Source organism: Albidovulum sp. (assembly GCF_041919395.1).
In the GTDB taxonomy this organism is placed as follows: Bacteria; Pseudomonadota; Alphaproteobacteria; order Rhodobacterales; family Rhodobacteraceae; genus Albidovulum.
On record NZ_JAYRTX010000037.1, the window covers coordinates 15,104 to 28,879 of the forward strand.

General features: G+C 68.9%; 14 protein-coding genes. 10 read left to right on the top strand and 4 right to left on the bottom strand.

The window, feature by feature from the left end; all coding sequences use genetic code 11:
• Position 1: 1 nt before the first annotated feature.
• From ACMUOO_RS08205 to ACMUOO_RS08215, 3 genes are read left to right on the top strand one after another with little or no spacing between them, the layout of a single operon-like run.
• The gene (locus tag ACMUOO_RS08205) at positions 2 to 961 is read left to right on the top strand and encodes an ABC transporter permease (RefSeq protein ID WP_367891205.1); all 960 of its coding nucleotides are present in this window, start codon (positions 2 to 4) and stop codon (positions 959 to 961) included.
• A gap of 2 nt (positions 962 to 963) precedes the next feature.
• Positions 964 to 1,767 (top strand): ABC transporter permease, encoded by an 804-nt coding sequence (locus tag ACMUOO_RS08210; protein ID WP_301918849.1) that lies wholly within the window; start codon positions 964 to 966, stop codon positions 1,765 to 1,767.
• Positions 1,767 to 2,837 carry an ABC transporter ATP-binding protein gene (locus tag ACMUOO_RS08215; protein WP_301918850.1) on the top strand — a complete coding sequence of 357 codons (1,071 nt, stop codon included), beginning with the start codon at positions 1,767 to 1,769 and terminating at the stop codon, positions 2,835 to 2,837. The genes ACMUOO_RS08210 and ACMUOO_RS08215 overlap by 1 nt, the downstream gene beginning before the upstream one ends.
• Before the next feature lie 3 nt (positions 2,838 to 2,840).
• Here the strand turns inward: ACMUOO_RS08215 and ACMUOO_RS08220 are convergent, their stop codons facing one another.
• On the bottom strand, positions 2,841 to 3,473 hold the full coding sequence (locus ACMUOO_RS08220; RefSeq protein WP_301918851.1) for a TetR family transcriptional regulator C-terminal domain-containing protein: 633 nt from the start codon (positions 3,471 to 3,473) through the stop codon (positions 2,841 to 2,843).
• A 128-nt stretch (positions 3,474 to 3,601) separates the two neighbouring features.
• Positions 3,602 to 4,207: a TetR/AcrR family transcriptional regulator gene (locus ACMUOO_RS08225; protein ID WP_301918852.1), complete on the bottom strand. Its 606-nt coding sequence runs from the start codon at positions 4,205 to 4,207 to the stop codon at positions 3,602 to 3,604.
• A 158-nt stretch (positions 4,208 to 4,365) separates the two neighbouring features.
• Here ACMUOO_RS08225 and ACMUOO_RS08230 point away from each other — a divergent pair, with 158 nt between their 5' ends.
• Genes ACMUOO_RS08230 through ACMUOO_RS08240 form a run of 3 tightly spaced genes read left to right on the top strand, consistent with a single transcriptional unit; the run spans position 4,366 to position 8,653 of the window.
• Positions 4,366 to 5,970, top strand: coding sequence for a phytoene desaturase family protein (locus ACMUOO_RS08230; protein ID WP_301918853.1), 1,605 nt, complete (start codon positions 4,366 to 4,368; stop codon positions 5,968 to 5,970).
• Complete coding sequence (locus tag ACMUOO_RS08235) at positions 5,967 to 7,457, top strand: phytoene desaturase family protein (RefSeq protein WP_301918854.1); 1,491 nt, start codon at positions 5,967 to 5,969, stop codon at positions 7,455 to 7,457. Before ACMUOO_RS08230 ends, ACMUOO_RS08235 begins: the two co-directional genes overlap by 4 nt.
• Complete coding sequence (locus ACMUOO_RS08240; RefSeq protein ID WP_301918855.1) at positions 7,454 to 8,653, top strand: aminomethyltransferase family protein; 1,200 nt, start codon at positions 7,454 to 7,456, stop codon at positions 8,651 to 8,653. The genes ACMUOO_RS08235 and ACMUOO_RS08240 overlap by 4 nt, the downstream gene beginning before the upstream one ends.
• A 3-nt stretch (positions 8,654 to 8,656) precedes the next feature.
• Here ACMUOO_RS08240 and ACMUOO_RS08245 read toward each other — a convergent pair whose 3' ends face one another.
• Positions 8,657 to 10,492: a glucosyltransferase domain-containing protein gene (locus ACMUOO_RS08245; RefSeq protein ID WP_301918856.1), complete on the bottom strand. Its 1,836-nt coding sequence runs from the start codon at positions 10,490 to 10,492 to the stop codon at positions 8,657 to 8,659.
• Positions 10,485 to 11,537 (bottom strand): glycosyltransferase family 2 protein, encoded by a 1,053-nt coding sequence (locus ACMUOO_RS08250; protein WP_301918857.1) that lies wholly within the window; start codon positions 11,535 to 11,537, stop codon positions 10,485 to 10,487. The genes ACMUOO_RS08245 and ACMUOO_RS08250 overlap by 8 nt, the downstream gene beginning before the upstream one ends.
• Before the next feature lie 236 nt (positions 11,538 to 11,773).
• Here ACMUOO_RS08250 and ACMUOO_RS08255 point away from each other — a divergent pair, with 236 nt between their 5' ends.
• From ACMUOO_RS08255 to ACMUOO_RS08270, 4 genes are all read left to right on the top strand, one after another.
• Positions 11,774 to 12,091: a hypothetical protein gene (locus tag ACMUOO_RS08255; RefSeq protein ID WP_301918858.1), complete on the top strand. Its 318-nt coding sequence runs from the start codon at positions 11,774 to 11,776 to the stop codon at positions 12,089 to 12,091.
• Positions 12,088 to 12,501 carry a hypothetical protein gene (locus ACMUOO_RS08260; protein ID WP_301918859.1) on the top strand — a complete coding sequence of 138 codons (414 nt, stop codon included), beginning with the start codon at positions 12,088 to 12,090 and terminating at the stop codon, positions 12,499 to 12,501. The genes ACMUOO_RS08255 and ACMUOO_RS08260 overlap by 4 nt, the downstream gene beginning before the upstream one ends.
• Positions 12,502 to 12,713: 212 nt before the next feature.
• Entirely contained in the window at positions 12,714 to 13,379 is a 666-nt protein-coding gene (locus ACMUOO_RS08265) for a helix-turn-helix domain-containing protein (RefSeq protein WP_301918860.1), read from the top strand.
• A gap of 87 nt (positions 13,380 to 13,466) precedes the next feature.
• Positions 13,467 to 13,776 (top strand): ABC transporter substrate-binding protein (locus tag ACMUOO_RS08270; RefSeq protein WP_413854999.1); only part of this gene is annotated, 310 nt, incomplete at its 3' end.

Below are 13,776 nucleotides of genomic sequence, written 5' to 3' on the forward strand. Positions count from 1 at the left end.
CGTGACGGACCTGACCGCCTCCGAACCGGCGCCGCCGGCGCGCGACCGCGAAGCGCTGCGCCGGTGGCTCAGGGGCTATGCGCTCCTCTCGCCGGCACTATCCGTGACCATCGCCATGCTGGCGCTGCCGATGGCGGCGCTGCTTCTTCTCAGCTTCTGGACGCAGTCGGGGTTCGAACTCGACCGGACGCCGACACTCGCCAACTATGCCGAACTCGTCCGGCCCTCGGCCGAGCCGACGGTCTGGTTCGGCATTCCGTTCCACCTCGCCTATCCGGTGCCGGCGATCCTGATGGTCAAGTCGCTCGTCATGTCGCTCATGGCGACGCTGGCCGTCATCGCGCTTGCCTACCCGATGGCCTATTTCCTCGCCTTCCGCGTCCACCGGCACAAGGCGCTCTGGATCATCCTCATCACCATCCCGTTCTGGACGAGCTATCTGCTCAGGGTCTTTGCCTGGAAGGTTGTCCTCGGCTTCAACGGGGCCATCAACTCCGGCCTGAAAGCGCTTGGGATCATTGATAAACCGCTGGAATTCCTGCTCTACAATCCCGGCGCCGTGGTGATCACGCTGGCGCATTCCTGGGTCGCCTTCGCGATCCTGCCGATCTATGTCTCGCTGGAAAAGATCGACCGCTCGCTGCTCGAGGCGGCATCCGACCTCGGCGACAGCAGGTGGAAACGGTTTCGCCGGATCACGCTGCCGCTCTCGGCCCCCGGCACTGTCGCGGCAGCCCTGCTCGTCTTCATCCCGACGGTGGGCGACTACGTCACGCCGACGCTCGTCGGCGGGCCGGGCGGCACGATGATCGGCAACCTCGTGCAGGACCTGTTTCTCAAGCAGAACAACGCCCCCCTGGGGGCGGCGGTCGCGATCACGATGATGGCCATTATCGCGCTCCTCGTGGCGCTCTTCCTCTGGGCGATCGGCTACGCCCGCATCCGGTCGCGGAGGCTCTGACGATGCGGGGGAAGCTCGATCTTCTATGGGTTTACGCCGGTCTCTTCATCGTTTTCCTCTATGGGCCGGTGCTCCTGATGCCGGTCTTCGCGCTGAACGACGGCACCTTCGCGACCTTCCCGCTGAAGGGCTTCACGCTGAAGAACTTCTCGGCGATGGCGGCCAACACCTCGATGATCCTCGCCTTCCAGAACAGCCTGAAGATCGCGGTCTTCGTCGCCGTCCTCTCGACCGCGCTGGCCATTCCCGCCGCGCTCGCGCTCACCCGCTTCCGCCTGCCGGGCGGGGCGGCGATCCAGAGCTTCATGATGCTGCCCCTCGTCATCCCCTCCATCGTCATCGCGGTGGCGCTTCTCGTGATCATCCTGAAGATCCTCGGCATCGGGCTATCGCTCTGGACCGTCGCGGCCGGGCATGTGATCGTCTGCCTGCCGTTCTGCATCTCGGTCCTCATGTCGCGGCTCGAAGGTTTCGACCCGAGTCTCGAGGAAGCGTCGCGCGATCTCGGATGTGGCGCGTGGCAGACCTTCTGGCGGCTTACCTTCCCGCTGGCGCTGCCCGGCGTGATCTCCAGCCTCCTGATGGGGTTCATCATTTCCTTCGACGAATTCGTCATCGCCTTCTTCCTGACCGGCACCGAGACGACGCTGCCGGTCTATCTCTTCAGCCAGCTTCGCTTCCCGAACAAGCTGCCGGGCGTCCTTGCGCTCGGCTCGCTGATCCTCGTCGGCTCCGCCCTGCTCGTGATCGCCGCAGAGGTGATCCGCAAGCGCGGCGTGGCGTCCAGCAATCCCGGAGACCTCTGATGGCGCCTGCGACCCCGATCATCGAACTCAGGGAGATCGAGAAGCGCTTCGGCGCGCTGACCGTGCTGCGGGAGATCGGCTTCGACATCGCGCAGGGGGAGTTCTTTTCGCTCCTCGGGCCCTCGGGCTGTGGCAAGACCACGCTGCTGCGCATCCTCGCGGGGATCGAACAGCCCTCGTCCGGGACGCTCCTCATCGACGGCCAGCCCATGGCCGGGGTGCCCGCGAACCGGCGGCCGACGAACATGGTGTTCCAGAGTTACGCGATCTTCCCGCACCTGAACGTCGAGGAGAACATCGGCTACGGGCTCAGGAACCAGCCGCTCTCCAAGGCCGAGGCGAAGGCGCGGGTGGCGGAGGCGCTGAGCCTCGTGAAGCTCGACGGGCTCGCGACGCGCAACGCCCACCAGCTCTCGGGCGGCCAGCGGCAGCGCGTGGCGCTGGCCCGCGCGCTCGTCTGCCGGCCCAAGGTCCTTCTGCTGGACGAGCCCCTCTCGGCGCTCGACAAGAAGCTGAGGGAGGAGATGCAGCTCGAACTCAGGGCGCTGCAACGGACCGTCGGGATCACCTTCGTCTTCGTCACCCACGACCAGGAAGAGGCGCTGACACTTTCGGACCGCATCGCCATCATGGCGGAGGGCCGGGTGATGCAGCTCGACACCCCGCGCGGGCTCTACGAGCGCCCGGCGAACCGGCGGGTGGCGGAGTTCGTCGGCACGATGAACTTCGTTCCCGGCCGGCTGCGCGCGGGGCGGCTCGATGCCGGCGGGCTCGGCGCCTTCGCCGGCACCGCCGTCGGCGCCATGCCCGAGGGTGCGGAGGGCTTTCTGGCGCTTCGGCCCGAAAAGCTCGTGCTGCACCCCGGCGCCGGGGGCGGCGGAACGGCGTCGCTGACGGGACGCGTGACGGAGGCTGCCTACCTCGGCGACCGCATCCACTACCTGGTGGCGGTCGGCGGGCTGGACCGGCCGCTCTCGGTATCGGTGAACAACGTCGCGGAGGGCTTCGCCCTCGGCACGCCGGTCACGGTCTCCTGGGCCGAGGGGGCGGGGCTGATCCTCGGCCCCTGAGGCTCAGGCGAAGTGGCGGGGAAAGAACGCCCGTGCCATGTGCAGGACGACCGCGCGCGCGGCGTCGCGGTCGAACCGGTCGGGGTAGAGGTGGAAATCGCTCCAGAGCCCTTCCAGCACGGCGAGGAAGGCCATGGTGGCGAGGGTCGGGTCGACCGAAGGGTAAGGCCCCGCAGCAGCAAGTTCGGTGCAGATCGCCGTGAAGGCCGCCTGCAGGCGCGCGTCGCGGCTGTCGATGAAGGGCATGTAGGCAGGCGAGGTCTGCGCCTCGCCCCGGAAGGCTGTCCAGACGGCCATCATGCGGCGGTTGAGCACGGCTGCGTCGAAGTCGGCCGCGATGAGCGCGCGGAGCCGGTCCTCGGGGCGGGGACCCGCGGCCGCCATCGCCGCCTGCCAGTGGGCCCCGTAGGCTTCCGAGAAGTGCCGCACGACCTCGACGAGCAGGTTCGCCTTGCTCCCGAAATGCAGGTTGACCATTCCGCGCGAGAGGCCCGCGTGTTCGAGGATGCGGCTGACCGAGACGTTCGCGAGCCCGTGCTCGAGGATGGCGTCGGCCGTCGCCGCGATCAGGGCCTTCCTGTGACGCTCCTTCGTCACGTCGCGGGCCCTGCGCGGCTCGTCCGCCATCCTTGCCATGCCCCGGCGTCCTTTCCTCAAAGTGCCGCACAGGAGTCGCGCATGGGGCGGCGTTTGGCAAGCGCGGCGACCGGGGGCACATCGCCCGGGCCCCCGGAGAATTTGCCGCAACAATCCGATGTCGCGCCTCAGATGCGATCGGCGAGCGAGGGCAGGAGGAGCCTGAGGTGCCCGAGCGCCAAGTCGCGCGCCGCGGTGCGCGTAAGCCGCCTGCCGTAGATGTGAAGCTGCAGCCAGAGCCCGTCGGTCATCGCGTCGATGGCATTGGCCAGGAGTGCGGGGTCGGGCGTGCCGTAGCGGGCGGCGAGCGCCTCGCAGGCCGCGACCATGGCCCGGTACCGGGTTTCCTCGGCCGCCTCGCAGATCGCGCTGAAGAGCGGCTGCGCGCCCGCCTCGCCCCAGAACGCGAACCAGAGGGCGAGTTTCCTGCGACTGCAGACGGCGGCGCCGAAGTCGGCCTTGACGAGACCGAGGATGCGGTCGAGCGGGTCCTTCTCGGCCAGCGCCGGTTCCCAGGCGGCGCGGTATTCCTCCGACAGCCGGCGCAACGTCTCCGTCAGGAGGCCGTCCTTGGTCTTGAAGTGGAAGACCAGCACACCCTGCGACACGCCCGCACCCTTCGCGACCGTCGCGAGCGTGGTGCCCGAGATGCCGTGGGCTGCGACGGACTCGACCGCCGCGTCGATGATCCGTGCCTGCGTGCGCCGGGAGGTGGGGGAAACCTTTTCGTCCAATGCGTCCGCTCCGTCCGGTCCCTCCCAGTGATGTAGTCCTGCGCCCCGCGCCGGAAAAGCATTTTCTGACTGAGCGCTCAGATATTATTTTGACTGGGCGTTCAGAATGCTGCTACGCTCGCGGAAAGGAGTCGGGGCAAGAAGACTGGGGGGCAGCCTTGAAATACGACGCCATCGTTGCGGGAGCCGGGCATAACGGGCTGACGACGGCCGCCTTCCTGGCGCGCGCGGGGCTGAAGGTGCTTGTCGTCGAGAAGAACGAGTATGTCGGTGGCGCGGCGGTTAGCCGGGAACTGGTGCCCGGCTGGACCTACTCCAACTGCTCCTACGTCTGCTCGCTCCTCAGGCCCGAGATCATCCGGGCGCTGGAACTGCCGAAGCACGGATTGCAGGTCATCCCCTACGAAAGCGGTGCGACCTTCAATTCCGAAGGCGGGTACTTCAACTATTCCTCGGACCACGATGCGCTCAGGCGCGAGCTTCTTCGCCACGACCCGCGCGACGCGGACGGATACGAACGCTATGCCCGCGCGGTGATGAAGCAGTGCCGTTTCATCAAGCCGCTCCTGCTGCGGACGGCGCCGGACCCGACGTCGTTCCGGCCGCGCGACATTTCGGAGCTTCTCTACATCGGCCGCCGCTTCCACGACCTCGGCGAACGCGACATGGCCGAGACCGTGCGGTTCTGGACGCTCTCGATCGCCGAGTTCCTCGACGAGCACCTGCATTCGGACATCGTCAAGGCGCACCTTGCCGGGTCGGGGATCATCGGCACGGGGCTCGGTCCCTATTCGCCGGGCACGGCCTACGTGCTTCTCCATCACTATATGGGCGAGGTCGACGGCTCCATCGGCGCCTGGGGCTTTGCTCGTGGCGGCATGGGCGCGATCACCCGGGCGATGGCGGCGAGCTTCCGCGCAGCGGGGGGCGAAATTCGCGCCGGCTCCAGCATCGACCGGTTCCTCGTGAAGGGGGGCCGTGTCACCGGTGTCGCGCTGGAGAACGGCGACGAGTTCGAGGCCGATACCGTGATCTCCGGCATGGACGTGCGGCGGACCTTCGTCGATCACACCGAGGCTTCGGACCTGCCGGAGGATTTCCTGAAGGCGGTCAGGCGCTACCGCTTCCGCGGATCCTCGGGCAAGCTCAACATCGCGCTCGACGGGATGCCGACCTTCCGCGCCGCGCCGAAGGGGGCGCGCTTCCTGCGCGGCGACCTGCATTTCCTCGACGACATGGCCGAGATCGAGCGCGCCTATGACGACTGGAAGGAAGGACGTTGGTCGTCAAGCCCTTACGTCGACTTCCTCATCCCGACGCAGATCGACCCGACGATGGCGCCGCCGGGCAAGCACTATGCCACGGTCTTCGTGCAGTATGCGCCTTACGAGCTGGCGGACGGACCCTGGGACGACGCGAAGCGGGAGGCCTTCGCCGCGACGGTGATCGGCAAGATCACGCGCCATGTCCCTGATTTCCGTGACCTCATCGTCCACAAGGAGGTGCGTACCCCGGCCGATATCGAGCGCGAGGTGGGGCTGACCGAGGGCAATATCTTCCAGGGCGAGCTGACCTTCGACCAGCTTCTCTTCAACCGCCCGGTGCCGGGCTATGCGCAGTACCGCTCGCCGATCAGGGGCCTCTACATGTGCGGTTCCTCGACCCATCCGGGCGGCGGCGTCATGGGCGCGCCGGGGGCGAACGCGGCGCGCGAGGTGCTGCGCGACCTCGGCCGCAGGATCGACATGGGGGCGGCGGCATGAGCCCGGATGCCATCGTCATCGGCGCGGGCCACAACGGGCTTGTCGCGGCCGCGCGGCTCGGTCTCGCCGGGCGGCGCGTGCTGGTCCTGGAGGCGCAGGATGCGCCCGGCGGATTGCTGGGCGAGGCCGGAGGGATGCGGGTGGCGGCGATGCCCACGGGACTCGACCCGGAGGTCGCCCGTGCGCTTGCGCTCCACCGCCACGGGCTCCGGCCCGGACGGCCGCTGGCGACGATCGCCCTTGGCGGCAACGCGCCCGTGCGGATCGAAGGGGGGAGCGTGCGCGGCATAGACGCGGCTGCGGCGGCTGCCTTCGCGGATCTCCACCGGCGGCTCGGCCGGCATGCCGCGGCGCTCGCGCCGATGATGGCGAAGGTTCCGCCCAGGCTGCGCGACGGCGGCTGGGGCGATCTGATGACGCTTGCCCGCATGGGCCTCGGCGTCCGGATGCTCGGCCGGGCGCAGATGCGCGAACTTTTGCGCGTCCTTCTGTCCAACGTCTGGGACCTTTTGGACGACGAGATCGGCGACGGGCCGCTCTCCGGGGCGCTCGCCATGGAGGCGACGCTGGGCGGCGCGATGGGGCCGCGATCGCCGGGCACCGTCCTGCCGCTCCTCTACCGGTTCGCCGGCCGGCCGCGAACGATGCCGGAGGGTGGGGCGGGCGCCATCGTCGCGGCTCTGGTGAAAGCGGTGGAGGCGACGGGCGGGCAGGTCAGGACCGGGGCGCGGGTCGCCGGCGTCCTGACCGGCGACGACCGGGTGGCGGGTGTCCGGCTGGAAGGCGGCGAGGAGATCCGCGCGCCCCTGGTTGTCTCGAACGCGCATCCGCGCGCGACGCTTCTCGATCTGCTCGGAGTGCGCCATCTGGATGCCGAGGACGCGCGGCGGGCGCGGCTGATGGCGACCGAGGGGATGGTGGCGCGGCTTGACCTGACGCTCGGGGCGGCGCCCGGGGTGCCGGGCGCCGGCGCGCCGGACCTCTGCGACAGGATGGTGATCGCGCCCGACATGAAGATGTTGGAAACCGCCTTCAACGCCGCAAAATACAAGGGGATTCCGGAACGTCCCGGATTGGAGTGCCACTGGGACGCAGGCGCGTCCAGGCTGGCGGTCAGCGCCCAGTTCGTGCCCTGCGGCGTGAAGGGCGGTTGGTCGGCGGAGACACGCGACCGGCTGCTGTCGAACGTGGTTTCGGCGATCGACGACGCCTTGCCCGGGACCGCGGCGAAGGTGACCGGCGTCACCCTTGCCACGCCCGCCGACATCGAAGCGCGCTTCGCCCTGCCGGGCGGCCACTGGCACCACGGCGAGTTCCGGGTGGACCAGATGCTGATGCTGCGCCCCTTCGCCGGGGCGGCGCAGTACCGGATGCCCGTGGCCGGTCTCTACCTCTGCGGCGCGGGCGCGCATCCGGGCGGCGACGTGACGGGCCTGCCGGGCTGGAACGCGGCCGGTGCGGCCCTGAAGGACGGGAGGCGGGCATGACCGCAGACACCAGCCCGCGCGCTGCGGTGCCGATGGGGCTCGTGCCGGGTCCGTTCCACGACCGGCTCGTCGCGCTGAACCACCAGCAGGCCTGGATGAACTGGATGGGCATCGCCTCGCCTGCCGTGCTCGACACGGTGGAGTTCGAGTATTTCGCCATCCGCAATCAGGCGACGCTCTTCGACATCTCGCCGATGATGAAGTACCGGATTGCCGGGCCGGATGCCGAGGCCGTGGTGAACCGGCTTGTCACCCGCGACATCGCAAGGCTCGCGCCCGGCCGGGTGGCCTATGCGATCTGGTGCGACGCCGAGGGCAATGTGGTCGATGACGGCACCGTCTTCCGGCTTGGCCAGACCGAGTTCCGGCTGTGCTGCCAGGAACCGCAGCGCGCCTGGCTCGACGACGTGGCCTGGGGCTTCGACGTCAGCGTGCAGGACGTGAGCGGAGCCATCGCCGGGCTGGCGCTGCAGGGGCCGACCTCCTGCGCGGTGCTGAAGGATGCAGGCCTTGCGGGGATCGAGACGCTGAAGCCGTTCGAGATCAGGGAATTCCGGATCGACACTCATCCTGTCACCATCTCGCGCACGGGCTTTACCGGCGACCTCGGCTACGAGATCTGGATGACGCCGGATGACGCGCCCGGTGTCTGGGACGCGCTGATGGCGGCGGGGATTCCCAGGGGACTTCGCGTCATCGGCTATCACGCGCTCGACATGGCGCGGATCGAGGCGGGGTTCCTGCTTCCCCGGGTCGATTTCGTTTCTTCCGAGACGCACCTCAGGCCGGGCCGGGCGCGCAACCCTTACGAACTCGGGCTCGACTGGCTGGTGGCGCTGGACAAGCCGCACTTCAATGGCCGACGGGCGCTCCTGCGGCTTGCGCAGGAGAAGCCCCGGCGCAAGCTTGTCGCGATCGAGATCGACCGAGATAAGCCGGCCCTGAACGCGCTCGTCTATCACGCCAGGCGCCGCGAGGTGGGCTTCGTCACCTCCGCCCTCTGGTCGCCGACGCTGAAGCGCAACATCGCCCACGCCTGGGTGGAGGCGCCCTGGTGCGAGACCGGCGACCTCTGGGTCGAGATCTACCTCCAGCGCGAACTGGTCTGGCAGCGGCGGATGGCGCGGGCGCGGGTGGTGGAGCGCGGCTTCTTCCGGCATCCGCGGCGCACGGCGACGCCGCCGGCGGATTTCTGAGGGTCAGCGCAACGGTTTCAGATCCGTGAGTTCCAGCCGTTCGCGCCACGCTTCGGTTCCGTCGGGGCGGAGCAGGCGCACGGTCATCGCCTCGAGGTGCCGGGGGGTCGGGGCGAGCGCGAGCGTATGGCAGCCGTCCTCCATCCGCACCGCGTCGCTGGCGACGGTGAAGGAGCGTTCCGGCGCGAAGCTGCGCCCCTGGTAGTGGAAGGCCACGCGCATCTCGGGTCCGCCGCGGGCCGTATCGAGGCAGGTGGGCGCGACATGGGCGAAAACCCTGGGGCCGAGGCAGAAGGTTCCGCCGGCGCGGATAGGGGCGCAGGACATTTCCTCGACGAAGGGCCGGAAGTCCTGAAGGCAGAGGTAGGCGATGCCGTCGTGGATGAAGGCCGAATCCTCGGCCGGGAAGGCGCGGCAGGCGCGCGGGCTCGCCGGAAGGACGCCGGTCTCGACCGTGTCGCCGAAGAGCGCGCGGAAGATGCCGATGTTGGGGTTGCCGGCATGGAAGCTCGACCAGCCGGCGAGGCTGCCCCAGGAAAGCTCAGGGTAGTCCACCGAGCCGACGAGGCGGAAGGGCGGGCCCCCGAAGCCCTCGAGCGTGGCGAGCTTGGCGCGGATCGCGCGGGCGAGGTCTGCGTCGCGGGCACCCAGCCGCGCACTGTCGGACCAGAAGGCCGAGGCGGTGAGCGCGAAGACGAGGGCAACGAGGCCGACCGATGCCGCGCCGGTGGCGACCAGACCCTGGCGCCACCGGGCGGGCCCGCTGGCGAGCGTCAGCCCGGCGATGGCCACGGCCGGAATCCAGGAGCCGAGATAGGCGAAGGCGCGCCCCGGCGGCGCATAGGTCTCGTAGCCGAGCCAGAAGAGGATCGGGAAGACGAAGAACGCGAGTCCGGCGCCGATGGCGAGGCGGAAGGCCGTAAGGACCCGCGCACCCTTGCCGCGGTTCAGCCAGCCGAGGGCGAGAAGCGCGAGCGCGCCGAGCGCGAAGAGCCCGAGCGTGAACCGGAGCACGCGCGGCAGGTTCATCAGCGTGCCGGTGTGGAGGCTCCGCAACACCGCCGGAAGCGCCGCGATCTTCTCGGCGAACCCGGCGGCATCGGTGGTCTGGAACCGCTCCGACGCGATTTCGATCCCGCGCAGCGCGGCATAGATGCGCCACTCGGCGAGGTAGAGCGCGACGGCGATGGCCGTTGCCAGCGCGCCGACCGCCGCGATCCGGACCGCGTCGGCGAAGCGCACCCTGTCGATCCTGAGAAGCGCGAGGACGGGAATGATCAGCCCCGCCTCCGCGAAGGTCTGGTAGATCGCGAGGCTGAAGGCGAGAAGCTGTGCCGCCCCGAGGACGGCGAGGGCCTGCACGCCGCGCCCCTTGCCCGAAACCCGCCAGAGAAGCTCGAACGCTCCCACCGACAGCGCAAGCGCGAAGGGATAGGCGAAGACGTTGCTTTCGAAGCTGAGCGCGTCGGCCATGTAGATGTGGTTGACCGAGATCGCGAAGATCGCGAGTGCGGCGGCCGGCCGCGCGCCCTCGGGCGCGGCATGGGCCGCGAGGATGCGCGCGACCCACCAGAAGCAGGGAAAGGCCAGCGTCACCTGCACCGGAAGAAGGAAGCGCTCGCCGAGAAGGTCGCGGAAGATGACCTCCAGAAGCCAGCGCCCCTCGATCGCCGTCCAGAGCGGCGAGGTGCCGTTGACGTGGCGCCAGTCGTCTGAGTGAAAGCCGTCGTTCAGGACGCCCCAGGCGGTCGTGACGACATAGAGGAGGACGGCCGCGAGGAACGCCGTGCGTTCGTCGATCGGCCAGGGTCGAACGGTCGGCGCCTTCATGTCACTCATCGGCATTCCCGTGACTGTCCTCGGGGCTGTTCCCGGTCCTGTCCGGCTCGAATCCGAGCCGGCTTTCGACGATGTAGAGCGGGCGGCCCTTCGCTTCGCTGTAGAGCCGGCCAAGGTATTCGCCGATGATGCCGAGCACCACGAGCTGGATGCCGCCCATGAAGATCACCGCGACCATCGTCGAGGCATAGCCAGGCACGTCGGTGCCCCAGAGCATGGTGCGGACCAGAAGGTAAATCCCGTAAAGCATCGCGAGGAGGGCGAAGATGAGGCCGAAGTAGGTGGCGACGCGCAGGGGCACGGTCGAATAGCCGGTGATCCCGTCGAGCGCGAAGTTCCAGAGCTTCCAGTAGTTGAACTTGGTCTTGCCGGCGGCGCGGACCGGGCGCTGGTAGCCGACGCTCGTCTGGCGGAAGCCGACCCAGGAGAACAGGCCCTTCATGAATCGGTTGCGTTCCCTGATACCCCGCAGCGCCTCCACGACGCGGGCGTCCATCAGGCGGAAATCGCCGGCGTTGGGCGGAATGTCGACGTTCGAGACGCGCCGCAGCATGGCATAGAACGCATTCGCGGTCGTCCGCTTCAGCCAGCTGTCGGTGTCGCGCGCGTCGCGGACGGCATAGACGACATCGTAGCCCTCGCGCCAGAGCCGCAGGAATTCCCCGATCAGTTCGGGCGGGTCCTGCAGGTCGGCGTCGAGCGGCACGACGGCGCGCCCGCGGGTGGCGTCGAGCCCGGCGGTCAGCGCCAGTTCCTTGCCGAAGTTGCGAGCGAGGTTGATCACGCGGATGCGGGGGTCGCGGGCATGGTGGACGGCGAGAATCTCCGCCGTCCGGTCGCGGCTGCCGTCATTGACGCAAACGATCTCGTAGCTTTCGCCGAGGCTTGCAAGCACCTCCCCGAGCCGCGCGAAGAGAATGTCGAGCACATCCTCCTCGTTGTAGGCGGCGACGACGACGCTCAGCGTCGGGCGCCCTGACGGGGGGGCTGCCGCGGGGGCGGCGGGCGCGTTCCGCTCCGGTGCCTGAACGATCTTCGGCGCCATCTCGTCCCCGCTCAGAAATCGCCCCGGAGGGGGCCTGCAATGGCTTCTTCTACAACCGGATTCGGGCGCTGTCAGGGAATTTCCGCGCTGCGGAAGGTGATGTCCGCGCCCGGGCAACAAAGCCGGGCCGGTGGTGGTATTGGCAGGGGCGTCCGTCGCGCGCATGATCGGTGTCAGGGCGGCGGGCGGTCCGCCAGTGTAATCCTGAACCGGTGCGGGAGCGGAGACGAAGGCCGATGACGGGCGAGCGAACGGCAGCGGACGGCAGCGGGTCGGGGCAGGGCGAGGTCGCCCGGCTCCGCGCCGACGTGGCCGCTCTGGCCGCCGCGCTGCGACCGGTCGCGGGCGATCGGCTGGACCGGCTCTGGGCCGAAGTCGACGGGCTTCCCGACGCAGCCGTCGCCCGCGCGCTTGAGGCCGCGCGGGGCATCCGGCAGATGGCCGAGGCGCCCCCGGCTGAGGGCCGCCGGAGCGGCCGGTCCCTCGGCGGGATTGTCGCCGCCTTCGCGCTCGGCCTCGTTGCCGGCATCTTCGTGGGGAGACAGAGGCGATGACGGAACGGCAGAGACGCGCCACCGAGGAGGCCGCCATGGCGGCGGGGCTGGGAGTGCTGGTCGCGATCTGCGGTATCGCGGCCTGGGTCCTTCTGGCGGCGGCGGCCGTCGCGGCGCTGATCCCGGTCGCCGGAACGGCCCTTGCGCTCGGACTCGTCGCGGCCGCGCACGCTCTCGTCGCGCTCCTTGCGGGGCTGCGCATCCGGGCCATCCTCCGCCGGGCGGCGGAGCGGCGGCGCGCCCGCATGGTGAACTTCGCGCTTCTGCGCTCTGCGTTGATGCTGCTGCCCGGCCGGCGGCGGCCGGCGGCACGCCAGGGTCTTGCAGCCCTCCTTGCCGTCATCGCGCTGGCGCTGTTTCTGGCGCCGGCGCGCCGACCCGACGGTCCAGGCGACAAACCCGAAGGCTAGCCGGCGCCCGGTCAGGCGGGCCGCGCTGCGGTCCCCGGCTGCCCGGAGGGACCGGTCACACGTCGCATTCCGGGCGCGGGCAGGCGCCGAGGCCGGGAGACGCGACGGAGAAATGACAAAAAAGATTTTTCCAGGACAAAATGTCTATTGCATTGGCAAAGCATTTCGGCTGAATTCCGCGCAGGACGCAGCTCTTCCGGTCAAGGATCCAGATGGCGCGGAAACCCGCAGGCGCAGCGATCGCTCTCGGTCAACGCATTCGCAGGCGCCGGCAGTTCATGGCGATGACCTTGCAGGAGCTGAGCAACGCATGTGGTGTCTCTGTGGGCTATCTCAGTCAGGTCGAACGTGACAACGCGGTGCCGACACTCGGCACCCTGGCCGAGATCGCGGCCGCGCTCGACGTCGGCATAGATCATTTCATCGCCACGCCGCGGCAGGCCGACAGCGTGACGCATGCCGGCGAACGGCAGCGCTTTTCGCTCTCGGGCTCCTCGATTGCCTATGAGCAGATCGGGGCGGAGTTTCCCGGCCACGAGCTGACCTCCTTCCTCCTGAACGTGCCGCCCGGCTACAGTTCCGAGACCGTCCAGCACTCGGGTGAGGAGCTCGTCTTCGTGCTGGAGGGGGAGATCATCCAGGTCGTCGACGGCGAGCAGTTCCGCCTGCGCACCGGGGACAGCATCCACTACCTCGGCCGCAATCCGCATTCCTGGTCGAACCCCGGGGATCGCATGGCGCGGCTCCTGTGGACGGGCAAGATGCTCCACGGCGCGACGCCGTCGGCCTATGTTCCGCAGAAGACCATTCCTGCGCCACAGCAGGACCGCGCGCGTCCGGTCGCGGCCGGGCGCGCAGCCGACACAACTGCCGAATAAGCTGGCAGACTGAATCCAACCAGAAAGGGAGAACGGACCTTGAAACAGTTTCTCGTATTCGCCTCGGCGCTGGCGCTGAGCGCCGCCATGGCGGAGGCCAAGACCTTCGTCTATTGCTCGGAAGCCTCGCCCGAAGGCTTCGATCCGGCGCCCTATACGGCCGGCGGAACCTTCGATGCCTCGGCGCATCCGATCTACAACCGCCTGACCGAGTTCAAGAAAGGCACGACCGAGGTCGAGCCGGGCCTGGCCGAAAGCTGGGAAGTGTCAGAGGACGGCACCGAGTACACGTTCCACCTGCGCAAGGGCGTGAAGTGGCAGTCGAACGAGAAGTTCACTCCCACGCGCGACTTCAACGCCGATGACGTGATCTTCTCGTACGAGCGTCAGGGGAAGG

Excerpts from the sequence above, each read along its gene's own strand:
- ACMUOO_RS08210 (WP_301918849.1), top strand. The coding sequence starts at position 964 with ATGCGGGGGAAGCTCGATCTTCTATGGGTTTACGCCGGTCTCTTCATC.
- ACMUOO_RS08215 (WP_301918850.1), top strand. The coding sequence starts at position 1,767 with ATGGCGCCTGCGACCCCGATCATCGAACTCAGGGAGATCGAGAAGCGC.
- ACMUOO_RS08220 (WP_301918851.1), bottom strand. The coding sequence starts at position 3,473 with ATGGCAAGGATGGCGGACGAGCCGCGCAGGGCCCGCGACGTGACGAAG.
- ACMUOO_RS08235 (WP_301918854.1), top strand. The coding sequence starts at position 5,967 with ATGAGCCCGGATGCCATCGTCATCGGCGCGGGCCACAACGGGCTTGTC.
- ACMUOO_RS08240 (WP_301918855.1), top strand. The coding sequence starts at position 7,454 with ATGACCGCAGACACCAGCCCGCGCGCTGCGGTGCCGATGGGGCTCGTG.
- ACMUOO_RS08245 (WP_301918856.1), bottom strand. The coding sequence starts at position 10,492 with ATGAGTGACATGAAGGCGCCGACCGTTCGACCCTGGCCGATCGACGAA.
- ACMUOO_RS08250 (WP_301918857.1), bottom strand. The coding sequence starts at position 11,537 with ATGGCGCCGAAGATCGTTCAGGCACCGGAGCGGAACGCGCCCGCCGCC.
- ACMUOO_RS08255 (WP_301918858.1), top strand. The coding sequence starts at position 11,774 with ATGACGGGCGAGCGAACGGCAGCGGACGGCAGCGGGTCGGGGCAGGGC.
- ACMUOO_RS08260 (WP_301918859.1), top strand. The coding sequence starts at position 12,088 with ATGACGGAACGGCAGAGACGCGCCACCGAGGAGGCCGCCATGGCGGCG.
- ACMUOO_RS08265 (WP_301918860.1), top strand. The coding sequence starts at position 12,714 with ATGGCGCGGAAACCCGCAGGCGCAGCGATCGCTCTCGGTCAACGCATT.